General features: G+C 45.9%; 8 protein-coding genes. 7 read left to right on the forward strand and 1 reads right to left on the reverse strand.

Going from position 1 to position 19945, the window contains the following annotated elements:
- Positions 1-318: 318 nt before the first annotated feature.
- Positions 319-6342, reverse strand: a complete 6024-nt coding sequence (locus OEM52_07000; GenBank protein MDK9699871.1) for a T9SS type A sorting domain-containing protein — start codon at positions 6340-6342, stop codon at positions 319-321.
- A 615-nt stretch (positions 6343-6957) separates the two neighbouring features.
- On the opposite strand from OEM52_07000, the gene OEM52_07005 reads away from it, so the two are divergent.
- The 7 genes from OEM52_07005 to OEM52_07035 form a co-directional block, all read left to right on the forward strand.
- Positions 6958-9225 (forward strand): toprim domain-containing protein, encoded by a 2268-nt coding sequence (locus tag OEM52_07005; GenBank protein ID MDK9699872.1) that lies wholly within the window; start codon positions 6958-6960, stop codon positions 9223-9225.
- A 93-nt stretch (positions 9226-9318) separates the two neighbouring features.
- The gene (locus tag OEM52_07010) at positions 9319-10086 is read left to right on the forward strand and encodes an AAA family ATPase (GenBank protein MDK9699873.1); all 768 of its coding nucleotides are present in this window, start codon (positions 9319-9321) and stop codon (positions 10084-10086) included.
- Complete coding sequence (locus OEM52_07015) at positions 10083-10514, forward strand: hypothetical protein (protein MDK9699874.1); 432 nt, start codon at positions 10083-10085, stop codon at positions 10512-10514. Before OEM52_07010 ends, OEM52_07015 begins: the two co-directional genes overlap by 4 nt.
- 653 nt (positions 10515-11167) lie before the next feature.
- On the forward strand, positions 11168-13663 hold the full coding sequence (locus OEM52_07020) for a DUF4365 domain-containing protein (protein ID MDK9699875.1): 2496 nt from the start codon (positions 11168-11170) through the stop codon (positions 13661-13663).
- Positions 13664-13754: 91 nt separating this feature from the next.
- A complete protein-coding gene (locus tag OEM52_07025) occupies positions 13755-14975 on the forward strand; it encodes a toll/interleukin-1 receptor domain-containing protein (GenBank protein MDK9699876.1) in 1221 nt (406 codons plus the stop codon).
- The gene (locus OEM52_07030; GenBank protein ID MDK9699877.1) at positions 14972-18490 is read left to right on the forward strand and encodes an AAA-like domain-containing protein; all 3519 of its coding nucleotides are present in this window, start codon (positions 14972-14974) and stop codon (positions 18488-18490) included. The genes OEM52_07025 and OEM52_07030 overlap by 4 nt, the downstream gene beginning before the upstream one ends.
- The coding region (locus OEM52_07035) for a hypothetical protein (protein ID MDK9699878.1) at positions 18487-19945 on the forward strand (1459 nt) is incomplete at its 3' end. The genes OEM52_07030 and OEM52_07035, both read left to right, overlap by 4 nt.

The raw sequence follows: 19945 nt of genomic DNA on the forward strand, positions 1-19945 counted from the left end.
CCAACTAAGCTGTTTCATCGTGATACCTCTATTTTGACGCGAGGTCGGAAATGAATGTCGCATACACGGTTATTAGGGCGTATGCCAAACGCCCCTACGCGACAGGTCTGGAGACCTGTCAGTACCCATCGTATATAATTACAGGCGAGGACGCCTGTCTCTACCTATGTCAGACAAGAGTGCCTAACCTCCAGTACGGGCGGACATTTTCTGTGCCGCCCGTACCCACCGCGACAGGAACCCGCCTTGCGGTTCGCCGAAGGTAATGTCGCGACCACGGTTTTTGGGGCGTATGCCATACGCCCCTACCCAAAAACATTACTTAATCATAACGACTTTCTTGACGGCGGCGAAGGTTCCCGCTCTTACTTGGATAAAGTAGACGCCACTGCTGGCGGGTAGTCCGGTGTTGTCGAGACCGTTCCACTGCATAATGTAAGACCCCGCTGTGATCTTATCCATCGATTTACAGAAGACTTCTCTCCCTAATGCATCATAGATAGTATACATCATAGAACCAGTCAAAGGAAGGTCTACCCGGAACTGGATCGATGAATTGAATGGATTGGGGTAGGGGTTGCCCAATTGGTAGCTCTCGGGAATCGGTCGAGTTTCTGTATTGGTTGGGCGACGGTGCTGGTATAACAACCGTCGTAATTCGTTTACCTTGTTCTCGCGTGCAACCCATGATCGACAAACCTCATCTCCACGCTTGTTTTCCGGACCGGCAATCGGCTCTAAGAAGACGATAGCAATTGCAGCGAGAATAGAGTCTTGGAAGCTCAGTGGTGCGATACGGAATTGCTGGTACGTTTGGTACGCAGCTTCGGGATCGCTATGTAACAGTTGCAGCAATGGTTTGTAATTGCGAACCGCTTCAAACATATCGGTGCTGTCATAACTGGTTTGGAAACTGTCTTGGAGCGCAAGGTTTTGCTCGTAGGTCCAACCACAACGCTCATTCGTCGCAAACAATAGTGGTACAGCATGGGAGCGTACAGTTGTTTTCAATTGGGTGTTTGTGACAGACGTAAAAAAGATTTGGCGGGCAGTCTCATACTCACCCTCATTGAGCGCTTGTATACCGTCGATAACCGGATTTTCCTCCCAAAAGATGTTTGCCGGGGGTAAGGGAAGGATGTGTGGTAACCGAACTTCGTTTACCATATCCACATGGTAAAATCTTGCACCGTCAGCATCTGGATGGTTTTCTATGTTGTCCCACATCCGATTTGTAACTTCTGCTTCTATGGCAGTGCCCCACCACACATAATCCAAACACTGATCAGATGGAGCGATACGAATTTCGATCTCTCCAAACTCTTCAATTTCAGTAAATTCTTCGTTACTGCGCACTAAATGACGATTGGACGTAGGTACAGTTGACTGGTCGAAAATCGAGTTGTTAACGATATGTGGTGCAACAGCCCCATTTTCTAAGAAGAATTGTGCGCCGGTTGCTTCCGGTACTTCCCCTAAACCATTATTGAAAATGCGGTTGCCACGTGACCGTAAAGCATTAAAGAAGTAAATAGAACTAACGCCAAGCTTACGAACACCGAACCAGTCATTACTATCGATGTCGCACTCGGTTAACAAAGCATAAGCCAGTTCCCCAAATACAATGCCGACACCATCGGGATTCGTAACAACGTTGTGTTGTGGAACATGAGTTGCATGAGTAAATCGACAGCGCGATATCGTGTTTGTATTTAGCATCTCCATATCGCTGTTTATGATGAGTCCGTTGCCACCGTAAATATTTGTTACAGTGTCGCGATCCAGTTCGAAATAAGAACGAATTATTTCTACACCGACACTGGGATCGGATTCGATGGGTGGGGTTGCTGTGCCAACATTTCCGTCGATCTTGCTGTTGGTTAGCTTAAGCGAAGAAAACGACCAGTCTTCTGGCAACATGCCAATGTAACCATCAACATTGCTATTAACGTAATATATATTGATCGCTTTGTGATACGGTAACCGATGTTCGTCACCGTCATCATCTTCCATTATCAAACGGTTAATACTAACGAAAGCGTCTGAAAATGGTGGCGTCAATCCTTCTTCTTCCTCAATCACACTAATTCCCATTCGCTTGTTACTCACTAAAGTTTCCGTGAAGCGATCAACGCTCAGCGTATCGAACTTAACAGCGCGGTGTTTGATATGCAGCGCATCAAGTCCATAATCCCCATTATTATCATCGCGGTTGTTCGTTCCCGGCGAAACAATAGCATTATGAAAGACGAGCGTATCAGAATACCCACCGTCTTGTATGCCATATATTTTCACACCATTACGCATATCTTCAAACTTCAATCGTGACATCGGTGTGGGTGTTGATGGTGTTACTCCTCCAGTAGCTGAACTGCTGAAGACAATGCCCTCCCACGGTTTCTTTTCAAACACCCCTGATTGGCTCCACTTTCCACCGTTGAAAACTATGAAGCCATTAAGTCCTGCGTAGGGTGCATTCGCCACCGCAGTAGGCACCGTCTCTAAGCGTCCGTCAACAGTAATATTCGTTAGACCATTTTCGGTAGTATTGACAAGATGGTAATCCATGTAAACTTTCGTTCCTGCCTCCACTGTCAATGTTTGGCCGATGGGAACGGTGATGTTGGTTCCGACAAATTGGTAGTCGCCGCTCTTAAGGGTTCCGGAAAGCGACAATTCATCTAATTCATCGCCCATCATCACACATACATTTCCTGCTCGATAGATTGGCAATCGATTCTGATTCAAAGTCGGGTCCGGGAAATTCGGATTAAACCCACCGCCACCATACACGCCAAGATCACCTCGGGTTCCATTAAAGTCGCGGCATTCTGTAACTTCGATCGGAACGACATTGATTGCCGGTGAACGATAATCAAGATGATAGCGGTAAGGAATTGTGTACGAATTATGTTGTATACCTGGGAGGAGTACTAACTTGGGGTCGCCGACAACATTTTCTTGGATGGTCGAGTGGTTTGGAGCAAAACGACTCCACGCTTGCGATCCGTTACTACTCCAACCAAGATTGTAATTCAAAGCAGCAGTAAATGGGAATACATATGCCGTAGCTGTTGGACTGCTTAACTGGCAAATATTCGCGTAAACAGTGATCGAAGCGTTACTGTTTATCGAGAATCCTTGCCCATTGAAGTTTGCCTCGTTTACTATTGTATTGTTTAAAAAAGACGACGTACCACCCCCATTGTCGTGAGCAACGAAAACAGCCGTATTTGAAACGTTGTGGATAACGTTATGTGCAAAAAGCTCTGGCGCACGAAGAAGATCAAAACCAACTGAGCCGCCGTAGACTTCCGTATACGTTATCGGGACACTGGTACAGGGCGAATGGTCATAGAAATTTGTTCCGGCATTTAACGAGAACCGTGTACCCCTAAAGTTACTCCCTGGCAGTAAACAACGGTTGGAATGATACCCATTCAACTCATTCTGTGCAATAACAGAGTTGTTAAGATAAAGCAATGGGTCATCGTTCTGAGTTGATGGGGCTTCAAGGCAAAATCCGTGCCCACTATTTAGCATAAATTTTGGCCCTGTAAAAGTGGGTCCATCACCAATCGGGAAACTTGTTGGGCTGGAACCGAGTGGAAAGGTACTGATTTCTGTGTGTGTAGCTGATGCAGATAGCGTAAAACCATTGAGCGCATTTCCAGAAAATTCGCCGCCAAAGATTTGAATCTCATTGTGGTATCCGCTAATCAACATACCGTGACCATGGCTTGCACCCTGCATATGACTTAACGTACTAGTGAGCCAACCTTGATATTGATCCATCCATACGCCGGCTTTTGAATTGGTGTTGGTAACCAGTGTATTATTGTAAAATGTACAATTGGTAAGAATGATGTTGGTACCGCCGTAACTCCCGTTGAGTAGTACGTTTTCGTCTCGAGAAACGGACCATAATCCATTCCAGTCATTCTGGTAAACTTCACAATATTCCATCTTTAATTTGTGGCTTCCCGCTGAAGTGCGGTTAGGTGCCGAACTAGGTCTTTGATCGATCAAAACACCATTGTTGGCGTTGGTGTAAATCAGTGCCGGATCTTCGCTGTTCAGTGCCCCACCAATATTTACATCATTTCCGGTCCCCTTTACATAAACACCATCGAGCGTGTGATTGAAAATTCTTGGGATCCCCCTCATATCAAAATGGACTTCTTCGTTTTGTTTTCCGTGGAAGACTTGCATGTCTTCAATTTTAGGACGGATTTCCAATAAATTTAGATCTGCATAAGCAGAATTGAGACATACTCCGTACTTTAGAGGTGGACTAAGCAGATTACGACAACCTTCTACATAGATTTCCGCCCCTACATAAAATGCATTGTTGTCAATTTGATACGTTCCACCAGAAGTGGCAACAAACCCGCCTTCTGGATTGTAGCGGACGTAAAGTGGATACCTGACCTCCCCAGCCCCAGTTGTTCCTCCGATCAGGAATTTGTTCCGATGAATACGCGGCGAAGTAGCATCTGCTTTTAGGAGAATACCAGCTTGACGGTTGTTTTCGATCCACCCTTCCATGGGTCGATTTTCATCTGGATTGGTGGTAACAACAAGGTAGTGTTCATAACCTTTAGCATTAATCCCATTTTCGTTTTCGGCGATCTTACATCCGGTTACTATTACCTTTCCAATGTATTCGACTCCCATTTCTCTCAATCGCTCTGGATCGTAACAATGCCCATTTCCACGGATTGCGATCCCATCACCCGAGCAGTATCCGATTCCAACATCAAAGAGAGAAACAAACTCTAAGTTGATTTCTGGTTCGTTGGCAGTGAGAGACTTTGTTCCGACTCGAACGCCGTGGGTTTGGTCTTGAAGCGGTGTCCCAACCGGTGGATCGAAGCTTTGATATCCACAATTTAAAATGTACGTAGGAAAGGGTCGCCCAGTGTTAAGTGGGTCGCCTTGCTCTGTTGGTTGGGTTGGATTCGTTACAGGATCGCGTTCAAAGATTACAGGCGTCCAAATTGCGACCATATTTGGAGTTGCTTCGTTTTCATTATACAACTTCAACCCATTGGAAAAGGCACGATTGATTCCACAGTTTCGAAACCAGACTTTTTTAAAGGAACCGTGGGTTAAGTTGAAGCCGTTCGCCTCAGTTGTCATTGTTGAGTGCCGCCTTGAACCAACATCAGTAATAGTGCATCCCAACAGAGAAATCTCAAAGCTGTTTAACTCTGCGCCATAATCAGTGAAGTGGTGTCCCACCCGGATACCGTCTAACCCAGTTTCATCAATTTGTAATCGATTGATTCCTCCCGATTGCACTAATCCAGTCGAGAACGTCGCACAGTCAACAAAGATGCCGTAGCCTCGCAAATTGTGGAATCGAATCGTTTCATTTGAAAAAGTTGAAGAGACGATGGATCCAGATAAGCCAAATTCAGAAACAAGAGAGTTTTCAAAGTAGATACCACTGCCACAATAGTTAACCGCGGGAAAACTTGCATTTTCGCTCTCCCATTTTACGCTAACGGAACCAGCGCAATTTGCCTTTATTGCCGCCCCCAATTCACTTCCTGTAAAGGCACCCACGGCATTGTAACCAAAGTATCGAAAACTGGTGTGATCTAATTGAAGGTTCTCGATAAAAAAATTAATATTTGGATTTGTGCCATTACCGCCATAAAAGTAAATGCCATTTTTGCTTAAAAGTCCTTCGGTTGTGCTAATTCCGGAAAAAGTACAGTTGACTACATTAATCAAACTAAACCGAACTACCTGTACTGTTTCAGTTTCTCTTGGATCACGTTTAAATACAACAGCACTTCCCGGCATGTTTACCCAAGTTGAGTTATTGATCCAAAGATCATATCCCCCGATACCGGTGCCTGTAGTGTGTTCAATGTTAACTGCTCCAGTCGTTGCATCTACCCCCAAACCATTGAATGTGCAGTAATTAAAATTAGGAGGGTACATTCCAACAAACCCCCAATTCCCTCCAGTGTTGTTACAGGTTTGATCAAGGATCTCAATGCATCCACCGGATGTACCAGCTTGTTGTGAGAAGGTAATCGGGTTTGTTGTCCCATCAGCAATCAAAGCAGTTCCGGCCATGATAAGCCGACCATTGTTGCCAAATGTCACGGTGATACCGGGATCGATTGTTAGTGTCTGTGGCAGTGGCGGTTGTTGATCATTTCTTATAATGTAGTAGTTGTCATTGATTACTGGAGGAGGGTTTTGACTATCCCAAGTGATAGGTGCCTGCAGGTATACATCCGAGTATGAGGTTTGCACTGATGCAAGCGCGATTAACAAAAACACAATCCTAATGATTAGGGTAGATATACGACTGGAATGCATGATGACTCCTTAGTACGATGTAGGAAGACTCTTTCACATAGTTTCATGAAGCACACGTATGCAGATCACACACACTACCTGTAATCTAACTTGATGTTCTTCAAGTTTTGAGATGCCCAAAAACGAACATGCTTTGCGTCATACAATTGAATAAGGGAAAATGATTACTTCCTCTTTCAAAATCGGGACGCAAAGTTGCTTAAGAGCGGTCTACGCGTGATTGCACAACACAAACCGCAACAACTTGTGAGGAGCTGTTACAAAGGATACCGAATGTACTCAGTGAATAACCGGAATGAGTTTGAGGAAAAATTAACCAGAAGAAAGAATTGGATTTTATACATCACGGCATCCTTAACACACCTCTGATTTAAACTACTTCTTAAGGTTGGAAATGTCAAGCAAAATACACAAATATTGAAACTTACAAATAATCAAATCTTTATATCGATTGTTTGGCGTGTTCAGGGCGGTTGGTACTCATTCAGTCTAGTTTCACACGACCAGCAAAGCGGGTTGAGATTTCTAATCTCTGGCGATTTGCTTGAGGAGCGGTTCGTTTCTGAGTATACTCAGTAAACATGAACGCAAAGTGAATCAACTACCGGAGTGGACTTGACGGACCTCAAAGAACTGCTCGATTTCGAAATCTACCCAAATCTGAATCGGCTCGAACTCTTAGCGGATTTACGGCCCGCCGATCATGGCGGTTATCTCTTGCTCACTTGCCCTAGTTGCGGAAAGCGGGAAGCGTATCTCTACCAATCGAGTACTGTGATCCAGTGCAACCGGTTGAACAAGTGCGGCGCTCGGGTTTCGTTATGGGACTATTACCAACAGAAAACCAGTGCCAGTAACCGTGAGGTACTGCAGGAATTTGCCCGGCTGGCCGGTGTGCCGCTTACCCGCAGCGCATACTCGGAAGAACAGTGGCGCAACGCACAGTTGCGGGCAAAAGTCATGGAAGCTGCCCATGCCCTGTTCCAGAAATCCTTGTGGGAATCCGCCGGAAAACCAACCTTAACCTATCTGCGTACCCGCGGGTACTCCGATGAGGAAATCCGGTCGATGGGGTTGGGGTGTTATGTTCCGCGCGAAGCACTCAAAGTACACTTAGTAAACTGTGGTTACGAAGTAAACATAGTAAATGTGACAGAATTCGGACTATCAACTAATCCCCGGCTTGGAAAGACCCATACCCTCGCGATCCCTTACCGCGATCCGGTTGGACGACTCAAAGGATTTATTGTCCGAACCATCGGCAGCGACGATCCAAAATATCTCTTTACTGCCGGGGTCGAAAAAAGTTCGTTGTTCAATCTCCGCGGTCAGAAGTCCTCCGAGATTATCGTTACCGAAGGCTTTCTCGATGCATTACTGGCGTCGGCACGCGGGATGCTCAATGTCTGTGCCACCGGTGGTGCGCAACTGACCGAAACGCAAGTCGAAAACGCGAAACGGTACGGCGTAAACCGAGTGATACTTGCGCTCGACAGCGACGAAGCAGGTCAAGCGGGAACCGAACGTTCGATAAAGTTGCTGGCGAAAATGGGTGTTGCCGCGTTTGTCCTCCCCCTCCCCCCTCCCTTTAAGGACCCTGACGAATATATTCGAGCCGAGGGGATTCCTGCCTTTCAATCCTGTGTAACCCAAGCCGCCCGCGGGGTACGCTGGATGGCGGCGAGGCTGGTGCAGCAATATGACATGACAACCGATCGTGGTTTGCAGGAAGCAGTCGATGCTGCTCTAACTTTCGACCGCCACTTGAGCGATCCGCTCGACCGGGAGGTTTTTTGGCACAGTATACAAAGTACACTAAGTATACACGATGATACGTTGCAAGCGCTGTTGAGCGCTTCCCGGGAACGAAACCGGCAGGAACAACTTGCTCAACGGCTGCAAGGCGTTGTCCGTGAAACCCAAGGCATGTTACGCGAGGGGAAAGCGGAAAGTGTCCCCGGCTTTTTAGAGCGGATCATCGCGAAGGTAAAGCCGCTTTCAGCGCCTCCCCTCCCCGCTCCCTACACATTTTCGCAGTTGCAAACGGATATCCAAACCACCAGCGAAGGTCTCGCTACCGGCTATCCATCGCTCGACAAAATTCTGCAGATTCCCAATGAAGCGATTACCATTATCGCCGGTCGGCCGTCGCATGGGAAAACCACTTTGTTGATGAATCTCTGCCGGAATCTCGTTGAGCAGTATCCCGAAAGGCGCTTCCTGTTTTTTTCCTACGAAGAGACCCGGAAACAACTTGGACTTAAGTTTTTAACCATGTATGCCGGCGCTATCATTGACGAAGCCCGTAACCTGCGGCAGTATGAAAACTATCTTCGGGGCGACAACAGCGGTCAACCAGCAATCCAGCAAGCGGCAACGAAATTTCAGAGTATCACCGAGACAGGCCGGTTGCTGCTGGTGGATGAGCCGTATCAAGTGGACGATTTAGCAAATGTATTGGCGATGTATACCGAACTATTCCCGGTCGGCGCGGTTTTCATCGATTACATCCAGAAAGTTCGAATTCAAGGAAAATTCGCGACCCGGCAACTCGAACTGCAGAAGATTAGCGAACGCTTACTCGAAACTGCGAAGTCGCTCCGGCTACCGATCCTACTCGGCGCGCAGCTCGGTCGGGACAAGGACAGCAAAGATAAGGTACGGCTTGACAATTTGCGGGAAGCCGGCGACATCGAACAAGACGCCAACCTGGTGCTGGGGTTGTTCAATCCATCGCTCAACAAGACGCAGGATGAAGGCGGCCGCTCGACCGCGCGGGTGGTGGATTTAAAGGTAACGGTACTGAAGAACCGGAACGGGCGGGCAGGCGATGAGCTGACGCTGAAGTTTGACCGTCCGCTTTGGACGATCAGCGATCAGTAATCACAGTTTACTATACATACTTGGTAATATTATATTACACAGTAACGTTAGTAACCATAGTGTACATGTTGTACACAGTACACCGGAGTCGGCATGCGGATTATCGCATTCGCGAATCAAAAAGGCGGCGTCGGAAAATCGACTTCCGCTGTCAACATCGGCGCGGGACTGGTCCGGCTGGGGAAACGGGTGCTTTGGATCGATCTCGACCCCCAGGCACACCTGACATATAGCCTGGGCGTAAAGGCGCACGAGCTGTCTTCCAGTATCTACGATCTGCTCCGCGGCAGGATGACCTGGCAGGAGGTCGCAATTGTCCGCGGTGGGGAGGAGGGGCTCGGAAAAATCATTCCGGCAACGCTCGATCTCGCCGGCGCGGAAATTGAACTGGCGGGGATGCCGGGACGCGAGCTGCTGCTGCGGGAAGCCTTGGAAGGGGTGCGTGGATTCGATTATCTCCTGATCGATTGCCCGCCGAACCTTGGGCTGCTCACCGTTAACGCGTTGGCCGCCGCAAAAGAGGTGTTTATCCCGTTGCAAGCTGAGTATCTGGCACTGCAGGGGGTGAGCAAGCTGGTGGAAACGGTAGACATCGTAAAAAAGCGGCTAAACAAAAAGCTCACCATCACCGGTGTAATCGCCACCCGGTACGATACCCGGAAAACCCTTAACCGCGAAGTCGTCGAAACGATCCGGGGCTACTTTGGCGATAAGGTCTTCCAAACGATGATTCGCGACAATATCGCGGTAGCGGAAGCGCCGAGCTATGGGAAATCGATTTTTGAGTATGCGCCGCAAAGCAAGGGGGCGGCAGATTACACTGCATTGTGCAAGGAAATAGAAGGGCGGGACACCAAATGAACGAGAAGAAACCGAAAGCGCGGATGGGACAAAACCCGTTGGATTGGATAGGAGCGGGGAGGGGGGAGGAGGCCGCCGCCGCTCCCGCCACGAAGCCGGCCGTGAAACCGGTTGACAGTAAACCCGGTAAACCAAAGCCACACAGTACACCGGTTACACAAAGTGTACCCAGTTTACAAAGTACACAAAGTGTACCAGAAACAACACAACTCGACGATCCCAGCCCTACATCGAATGCTGCTCCGGCAGAACGCACCAGCTCCCGCGCCGGATTGCCCGAAGGGTGGACCCGCGCAACGTTCATCGTGAAAGAGAACACCTTGAACACGGTCAAGGAATACGCCTACTGGGAACGCAAGGAAATCAAAACCGTGATCGAGGAAGCGCTCACCCTCTACTTCAACAAACATCCGTTGAAGAAGAATTGAGAGCACTACTGACCCCAGTTCATCGCAAAGGAGAACCGATGGAAAAGAGAACAACACTGAAAACCTTAGACATCGAACCGATTATCCTAAAGGGGCATTCTGACAGTGTTCTTGCTTTAGCTATGACAAAAGATGGTAAAACTGTAATCTCTGGTTCAGATGATGGAACAATTAGAATTTGGGATGTACAAACTCAGACATGTAAAATTATTGAACTCAAACATTGTAAGCCGCGGGTAATTAGATTGATGAACGACGAGTTTTCATTTTTTGCTTCTGGTACGAATGGTGTATTGTTTTGGTTTAGTTTCCCCGAAGGAACTTTGCGAGAAACGAAAACAATTCATAAAGGGCCAATTCTTGATATTTTAATAAACCAAAAAAACTCTACGCTTATCACCTGTGGTCGAGATAAATCTATAAAAGAATTCTCTTTACCTAATCTTTCTATGATTGATGTAGTAACTAAGCCTTACGAAATAAACTCTTTATGCATGTCCAATTCTTCATCGAAGTATATTGGTGTTGGTGCACATATCCATTCATATTCTTCACTTTATGAAAACATGAAAAGTGACTGTTTAGATTGGACTGCCAACCAAAACAAAATAGACAAAGATTTATCTTATATAAACGAATCAAAAAACTATAGTATGAACATAAAAACTGACTATTTAGATTTTCCTTCCTACCTAAATCACACAGATTTTGACTTATTTCATCTCAACGACTCAAAACACAAGTTTCTATCCATTAATGAATTGTCACACCCAACATTTTTTAGAATAGTTAACATTCCAGGTTGCAACGAATATTTTGTTGCTTCGAGCAGAGCTCTACAACTTCTAATAGGTGTCGAAAATAATTATCAAATTATTAACATTGAAGGACACCTTGGCACAATTTTTGACGTTGCTGTTGATTCTACAGGAAAGATTTCATGTTCGGCTTCATCTGAAGGAACAGTCTGTGTATGGGATGTTATAAAGCGACAAAGTATATGTTTATTGCAAAATAAATATAGAACAGAAGAAAATGTATTTTCAGTAATAGCTATATCGTGTGATGGACGAACAATCGCTGCGGGTTCTTATTTCAATAACGATATTTGTATTTGGCACCTCCCCCCCCTTGAAACTCTGTTAGGATATGAAACAGTCACCGAAAAATACACTACCGCCAAAATCGTGATGGTTGGGGCGAGTGGTGCGGGTAAAACGTCGCTATCCCACCGCTTATGTGAGGACCAGTGGAAGTTGTTCGATTCCACTCATGGGATGAACATCACGAAACTCGATCTTCCCGATGATGGCGCCCCCGCCGGACATGACCGCGAGGCGTGGCTGTGGGATCTTGCCGGACAACCTGATTATCGATTGATTCACCAACTCTTCCTCGATGAAACCGCTGCCGCGTTGTTAGTCTTCAATCCCCAAGATCCCGACCCATTTGCCGAAGTCTCCTTTTGGAATCGAGTCCTCGACCGATTAGTCGATCCCCCGCCGGCAAAACTATTAATCGCGAGCCGAGGCGACGTCGGCGGTCTCACCATCAGCCAAAAACGGATCGACGACTTCCTGAAAGCGCACGGATTCGCCGGGTACATTCCCACCAGCGCTAAATCGGGAATGGGGCGAAAAGATTTGATTGATGCGCTTGCGAAGGCAATCCCGTGGGATCGTCTCCCCACCACCAGCTCGCCGGTTGTATTTAAGAAACTTAAGGACAATCTGCTCGAACTGCGGGAGCAATGTGAGTCACCCTTGCTACGAATGGATGATTTACGGGAGCGGATGGTACGAGCGCTGCCGGAGGAGCCGGAAGCAGGCGAAGCAATCAAAGGGGTCGTCCGCATCTTTGAACATCAAGGCGTGCTGCGCCGGCTGCCCTTCGGGGATTTCATTCTCCTGAAACCGGAAATCATTAACGACTACGCCGCCGTGATTACGCAAAACGCCCGACAGCATCAAGATGAAATGGGTTGTATCCTCGAACGAGATGTCCTGGAAGCGAAACTAAATTTCCATGACCGGAAACGCCTTCCCAATCCGCAGGATGAAAAACTTCTGCTCGCGGCAACTGTACAATTATTGATTGAAAAAGCGCTCTGTCTAAAAGAAGAGACGCCTGAGGGAACCTACCTCGTATTCCCTTCCTACTTCCGGCGCGAGCGCGATGAAAAGCCGACCTACCCCGAAATACACGTCACGTATTCTTTTACCGGAAACGTCGATGAGCTTTACGCCTCGCTGGTGGTGCGTCTTGCATATTCTGGTGTTTTCATCAAAGAAGAGCTCTGGCAACACGCCGCCGACTTCAAAACCCTAACAGACGGTCAAGCGGGGGTTAGTGTTACCGATAAAGGCGACGGGAAGGCGGAGTTGGTTGTTTACTTCAGTAACGATATCGCACTGGATTCCAAGATTACATTTTTGAAATTTGTACACGAGCATTTTCAGCGCCGCGCGTTTATCGTACGGGATGTCCAGCGGGTACGAACCTATGTCTGTGCAAAATGTCATTACATCCACGACCTTGCCGTCGTTTCCTACCGGGTTCGCGAAGGTGAGAAAGAACTGATTTGCCCCCGATGCGGAATATGTACCTCGATTTACGATGAAATCGAGGAACGGTTTAGTTCCGATGAATTTGAGAAAGCGGTTCGCGCGATGGAAGAGACCGCACAAATCACCATCGACAACCAGAGCAAGGAAATGATGTTGATCGGGCAGGTGTTCGATACCGTCGGTCAAGCCGGGCAAATCTTCCGTCCGACCAGTATGTTCGACTGGGGAATCGATGGCGAACTCGAATTCACGACTCCCGGTAAAGACAAAAAAGGCAACAATATCAGTATCGCAAGCGGAACACGGCTTTACTTGCAACTGAAATCGGGTGACAGCTACTTGCGGAAACGGAAAGATGGAACCGAAGTCTTCGATGTCTCTGAGCGCCATGCAGACTACTGGCAAAAGCAACGCTACGATGTAATGCTCATCGTCCGTAACAGCGACGGTTCCGCTCGCTGGATGAATATCACCGATGCCTTGAAACGCACGAAATCTCTACCAAAACATATCGTTTTCACCGGTGAACCATTCACCAAAGAAAGTGTCGTCCAGTACCGTAAACGCTTGCTGAATAGGTAGTGTTTTTGTAAAATAACACTTCTACATCAATCGCTAATCACAATCGGCAAATTTGAAACGACCAATCACCATTCTTATGTCGGAGCAATGCATGTGTGATGTATTCATCAGCCATAGCTCGAAAGATGATTCGTTTGTCAGTCAACTTGCGCAAGAATTGACTGCCGCTGGGCTTAAAGTATGGGCTGACCATACAACGATTAACCCGGGTGACCACATCGTTCTAAAAATTCAAGATGGCTTGCGCAAGGCTAAAAAAGTAATTCCGGTTCTCTCGCCACATTACATGGAGTCAGACTGGTGTCAAGCAGAAATTCTTGATACTCTTTGGAATGATCCACTCAACCGTTTCAATCGTATCGTCCCAGTTCGTATTGCTCATTGCGAGATTCCACACCTTCAAAGAGCACTGTCTTACATTGATTGCGTTCCCAACGAAACGGTGGGGATACAGCAAACTGTCGAAGCATGTAAGACTCTCTTGCCAAAAGAACCCTCCTCACCTCGAAAACATTATTTTTCAAGACTCGAACAAGAATCACCCTTTCACGCTGGAGGAGATTTTCCATTACTTCGTACAGGTTACATTTGGCGAGCATGTGATCAAAAGTTGATTTCTAACTTCAGTCAGTATCCAAGAATAATGATTTTTGGTGAACAAATGTCCGGTAAATCCAGTCTTCTGATAAGACATGAGTATTGGAGTAAAAACTCTGTTGTCGGGTTGGTGAAATTAGATGAAATGAATGATGGACCTTGTGATGAGTTTTCGCAGAGAGTCCTCGAAGCTTTGATTGAATATTTATCATCAAAAGGTGGTCATTACATAGCAAAAACGAACGTTCGGTTAATCGAACAGATATTAACTTGCCATGATTTCACCCTTGTAATCGATGATTATCAACGATTGCAGAGTATCGCCTCAGCTCGGAATTTTATGAACGCTCTTAACTCGTTGCAAAAAAGACCACATAACCATTGTTTTAAGATCATCGCTGCAAGCTACGTGGAGCCTCATGTGGTTGCTCAAAATGCTGGACTAGATCACTTAAACTTTAAAGATTGGTATGTTATCAATTTAAAACCTTTTACAACTGACGACATTCTCGTCGCTTGTCGATTGTTTCCTGAGCCGATTTCTTCAAAAATCATCAAACATTCTGCTGCTATTTTAAAACAAAGCGATAAACCCAAGTTAATTCAAGAGAAATTTGAAAAGCTTTGGCGACATTGTATGAAGGCTAATTTCAAAACAGAAGAAGAACTGGATGAAACGATTCTTCGGCTTATAGATGGGAGTGAGTTGATATGACAAAACCTTCTCCATATCGTTGCGGCGGTACCTTCTATAACGACTCATATATTCTAAGAAAGGCCGATATCGAATTAGAAGATGAAATCCGAATCAACGATTATTACCCTTATATTTTAGCAGCAAGGCAAAGTGGCAAGTCGAGTTTAATCAGCCGTGCATTCGCAACGTTAAGAAATGATAAGTTGTTTCGATTTGCACATGCTGACCTAAATCGATACACTTTTTCAGAAATCCATACGTACCGACAATTTCTTGCATATCTATTTGAAGATATTGGTGATTTACTGAATATTAATGAAAAACAAAAATATTTTCTTAATGATGTTTGCTTAAAACCTTTTCCAATCGACGCTTTTATTCGTTTTGTCATTGATCTGATGGAAGAGCGTCTAGTAATTTGCATTGATGAGATCGATCAGTTAATGGAATGCACATTCAAAGATGATTTTTTTAGTCAAATTCGCGCGACATTTAATAAGCGAAGCGAACGTCCTGAACTTCGAAAAGTTCAGTTTATACTATCTGGTGCGGCACCTGCTCACCTTTTGATAAAAGATCGGACCCGATCGCCATTTAATGTTGGACGCGAAGTAAAGCTTAATGATTTTGATAATGAACAACTGAAGAAACTCGTACTTGCAGGTTGGCCAGATCAAAAAGATTTGGCAGAAGAAGGCGCAGAGCGACTACGCTACTGGGCAAATGGACATGTTTATCTTAGCCAAGTAATACTCGACAAGCTTTACAAAGAATATTCAGATCAAGTTAAGCTTCGACCGTTTCGGCTTATCATTGATGAGATTGCGCAAAATATTCTTAAACAATCACAAAGAAATGATAACTTTACTACAATTCGTGATCGACTTATCGCAAATCGCGAATTGTTTGAAACTTGGGTGCAATGGGTAAGTGGTATAACGCCTGGTGTAGATGAGATACAGCAGTTGGAGATTGTTGGAATTGCTTCCGGAGAAAGTCCTTTTCGCAATACGATGTATCAGAGAGTATTTGAAAAAGGTGGAGCGCTAGCGTTTGAAAAGTTACGTTTGATGCTTGCAGACAAAACGAAAGGAGTTGAAAAGCACTCAACTACAGTGAGATTATATGAGTTTGATGCGTTTTTTGCATATACAAAAAAAGATTACTCTGTCGCAAAAAAGTTGGCATTGGAATTGGAAAAGAAGATTGGATGGAAAGTTTGGTTGGAGAATCGTGACGTTCAACCCGGTGAGGTTCGCTCGTTGGCTCGCGAACGAGCTTTAACAAAATCTCGATATTATGTATGGTTCGGTTCAAAAAGTAGTTTAGAAGACTGGAGCCGTTTCGAGCTTGAGTCAATCCCGTTTCGAGACATATCAGATGTTTCTCGTAGATTCATCCCGATCTTTTTGGAGTCAATTAAACATCCGGTTTCAATCAGAAACTATCGATCGATTAATTTGCATAATCTAAATACTCAATCTATACAAAAAATTGTAGCGAAATTTGTTGCGTTGGAAAGTAAACAAGATAATCCCCAGCAACATCTCAATTGGGATGAAAGTATATATCAATCGGCAAAAGTCGTTATTCTTGGTGATTCGGGTGTCGGCAAAACCGGTTTATTTAAACGTTTAACACATAATTCTTGGCTCTCTACCGAGTCGACACATGGTATGTCAATTGGTAGAGTGGTTATACCAAAACCTGACCTAGACGATTCCTTTCAAAAGGAAGTGTGGCTATGGGATTTTGCTGGGCAACCAGCTTATCGTTTGATTCACCAACTCTTTCTCGACGAAACTACCGCCGCGTTGTTGGTCTTCAATCCACAAGATGAAACTCCATTTGATTCGTTAACCGAATGGGAATCCTACCTTAATCGCTTAAAATTCAGAGTGAAGAAAATTCTTGTTGCCTCGAGAGTAGATGTGGGAAACTCTCGAATTTCAAAAAGCGCAATTACATCTTTCATGAGCGAACACAATTATGTTGATTACATTGAAACTAGCGCAAAAACTGGTGTTGGCGTTGATCTGTTATTGAACAAAATAAACGATTCAATTCCATGGCATTTACTACCTTCAATTAGTTCTCCACCAATCTTTATGAGATTGCGCGATGAAGTCATCGAGCTGCGCGACAAATTTTCATCGCCACTTATTTCTCAGCAAGCGTTAAAAACCCATATAATCGAGAAAATAAAAGAAGAAACTGATATCGAGAGTTCTTTGGAGGCGGTCCTCAGTATCCTTGCACAGCAAGGAATCATTACATTACTCCCCTTTGGCGATTATGTACTCTTACAACCCGAATTGATCGACGATTATGCTTCTACAATCGTTCTAAATGCTCTTCAACATGGCGACGAGATGGGCTGTGTAAACGAGAACGATGTACTTGAAGGTCGAATCAACCTTCAAGGAGTGGATCGTATAGCAAACAAATCCGACGAAAAACTTCTCTTGATGTCGATATTGAGGCTCTTCAATGATAAAGCATTGTGTTTGCGGGAAGAAACACGCGATGGGATAATGTTGGTTTTTCCTTCCTACTTGCGGCGCGAACGTCCTGATAAGGCAGAGTATCCCGACATTCTTGTTACTTATTCGTTTATAGGTCACTTGGAGGATATCTTTGCATCGTTGGTCGTTCGACTGACTTATTCGGGCATTGTTCGGAGGGATCAACTTTGGCACAACGCTGCCGACTTTATAACCGAAACTGGACAACAAGCTGGTTTCGCGATGAAGGATTGCGGGGAAGGTAAGGCTGAACTGGTGGTCTATTTCGAGTCACGAGTCGAACTTGATACGAAGATATCGTTTATTCGATTTGTCCACGACCACTTGCAACGAAAGGCAAACGATGTTATTCGGGTACGAACTTATCTTTGTGATAACTGTCATCATGTCTTCGGTTTAGAAGAAATCTCATATCGAATAAAGAATGGACATCACGATATTGGTTGTCCGGTTTGTGACTCTAGGGTGAACCTGAACGATATCATTGAGCAAAAGTTTCTTAACGATCGATTTGATAAATATGTGCGTGCAATGGATGATACCGCGCAAATAATCCTTGACAATCAGAGCAGAGAATTGTTAATGACCGGTCAAATGTTCGTTATTACCGGTCAGTCTAGACAGATTTTCAGGCCTGTTGCAATGTCTGATTGGGGAATTGATGGAGAAATCGAATTCGTAGACGATAACGGTCGCGCAAGTGGAAAGAAAATTTATCTGGAGTTGAAACACGGAGATTCGTATCTACGAAAACAAAAGAATGGAGAAGAAGTATTTGATATCTTATCACCACGACTCATCGAATACTGGATTAATAATCCTGTCGATGTCTATCTTGTCGTACGAACCGGTGACGAGAAGATTCGCTGGATGAATATCAGCCAAGCGCTTAAACAACAAAAGAAGCGCTCGAATAAAATCGTTTTTACTGGAACAGAGTTTACATCGGAAAGTCTACTCAAACTACGAGATCAAGTATTAGGAATTACCGGTAAAAGGAAATCATGACCCCGTTCCGATTCGATAATCAACTGAAAACCTTTCCGTACCGAGCGACGTTTGAGCGGTTCCTCGAACGACTGTCGTTACGCGATCCCGAACGGGCGGCGGCGGTCACACCCGATGAGATGCGCGCGGCAGCATTCCGTTTGTTCACCAATTCATTTTATACTCTTTGGAAAGCTGATTACTATACGCGAAAACGCTTCCTTGCTAGTATGGAGAAATCCGGGAAGACGATCAATCCCGAAGGGCAAGTAGCAATCTACGAGGCGTTGTTCTGGGGATCGAAAAACCCCGAGCTTGCGCGTTCTTTCCAAGAAATCGATAAACCGCCGATGGCATATAATGAGTTGTTTCCGTTCGCTTGGTCGGGAGGGGGGAGAAAGCCGCGGCTCTGGATCTCAGATCCGGAACAAAACACGATTTCGGAACGGTTGGTGTTCGAGTCCTTCTGTAATGGACTCGCCGCAACTACCGACTACGAAGCACTTTTGTTGGCGAATTATCAATTTTATGAGTGGTCGAAAGCACCAAAGCCAAAGCGAAGCGAAATCGTCGCACAATGGGCGAAACCGCAGCCGTTACGCATTATCATCACCTCTGAAACAATGCCGGGAGAAGGCACTCTCCAATACTATTTTTCGCCGTTGTGGTTCCACGAAAATCATGTCTTTCATGAGATTGTGATCGAACTTATTCTCCCGCCGACGTGGCTTGCGATGGAGAGCAAAGAATGGCGCACCCTCTGGGATGGACTCGCCTACGAAATCAACGCGCTATCCCCGGAAGCCGAAAAAAGCGATGCTATCGAGTTCGTGCCGGAGAAAAATCTTGGCAGACGGTTTCTTTCGCCACGCCCATTTGAAGAGATAAAGTTCAGCCGGCTGCCTGCCTCGCAAGAGGAGCTGTTTGAGTTATTCAAGCAAACCGATTATGCCCAAGAGAATGCAGTCACTGCCGACCAGATGACCCTCGACAGCTACGGCGTCGCTCTCACTGAGGCGCATGGCCATGCATTGGATGCAATCCAACGGCTTTTTGCCAGCACGAACTACAACGGCAATGTCGAGGCTGGCAGCGAGCGAATCCAAGCAGTTCGATTGGCGCGTCCGCGGGTCAAATTCTCGCCTACCGAGTACTTTGAGCAGTATGGCGTATCGCGGTATCAAACTTCCCGTGGCTGGATGGAGTTTTCGGGAAAGCAACGGGATGAAGCGCTTGCTGCCCTCGATTCGCTGGCGAAGCAACAGCGGCTCATCGTCGCCCAGGTCCCGATCCAAAAGGATGGTAAAAAGAAAATCCTCGAATATCGTACCTACGAGCCGCTCATCCGCTTGATTGGTCTCTCGGAACAAGACCCCAATACGTACGTTCCGCTCACCGTCCTCACCCCAAGTACGCGCGAAATCATCGTAGAGCTTTCCCCGGTGCTCGCGGTAAACCTTGGCCAACAAGTAGACC

Source organism: bacterium (genome assembly GCA_030247525.1).
Lineage (GTDB): Bacteria > Electryoneota > JAOADG01 > JAOADG01 > JAOADG01 > JAOTSC01.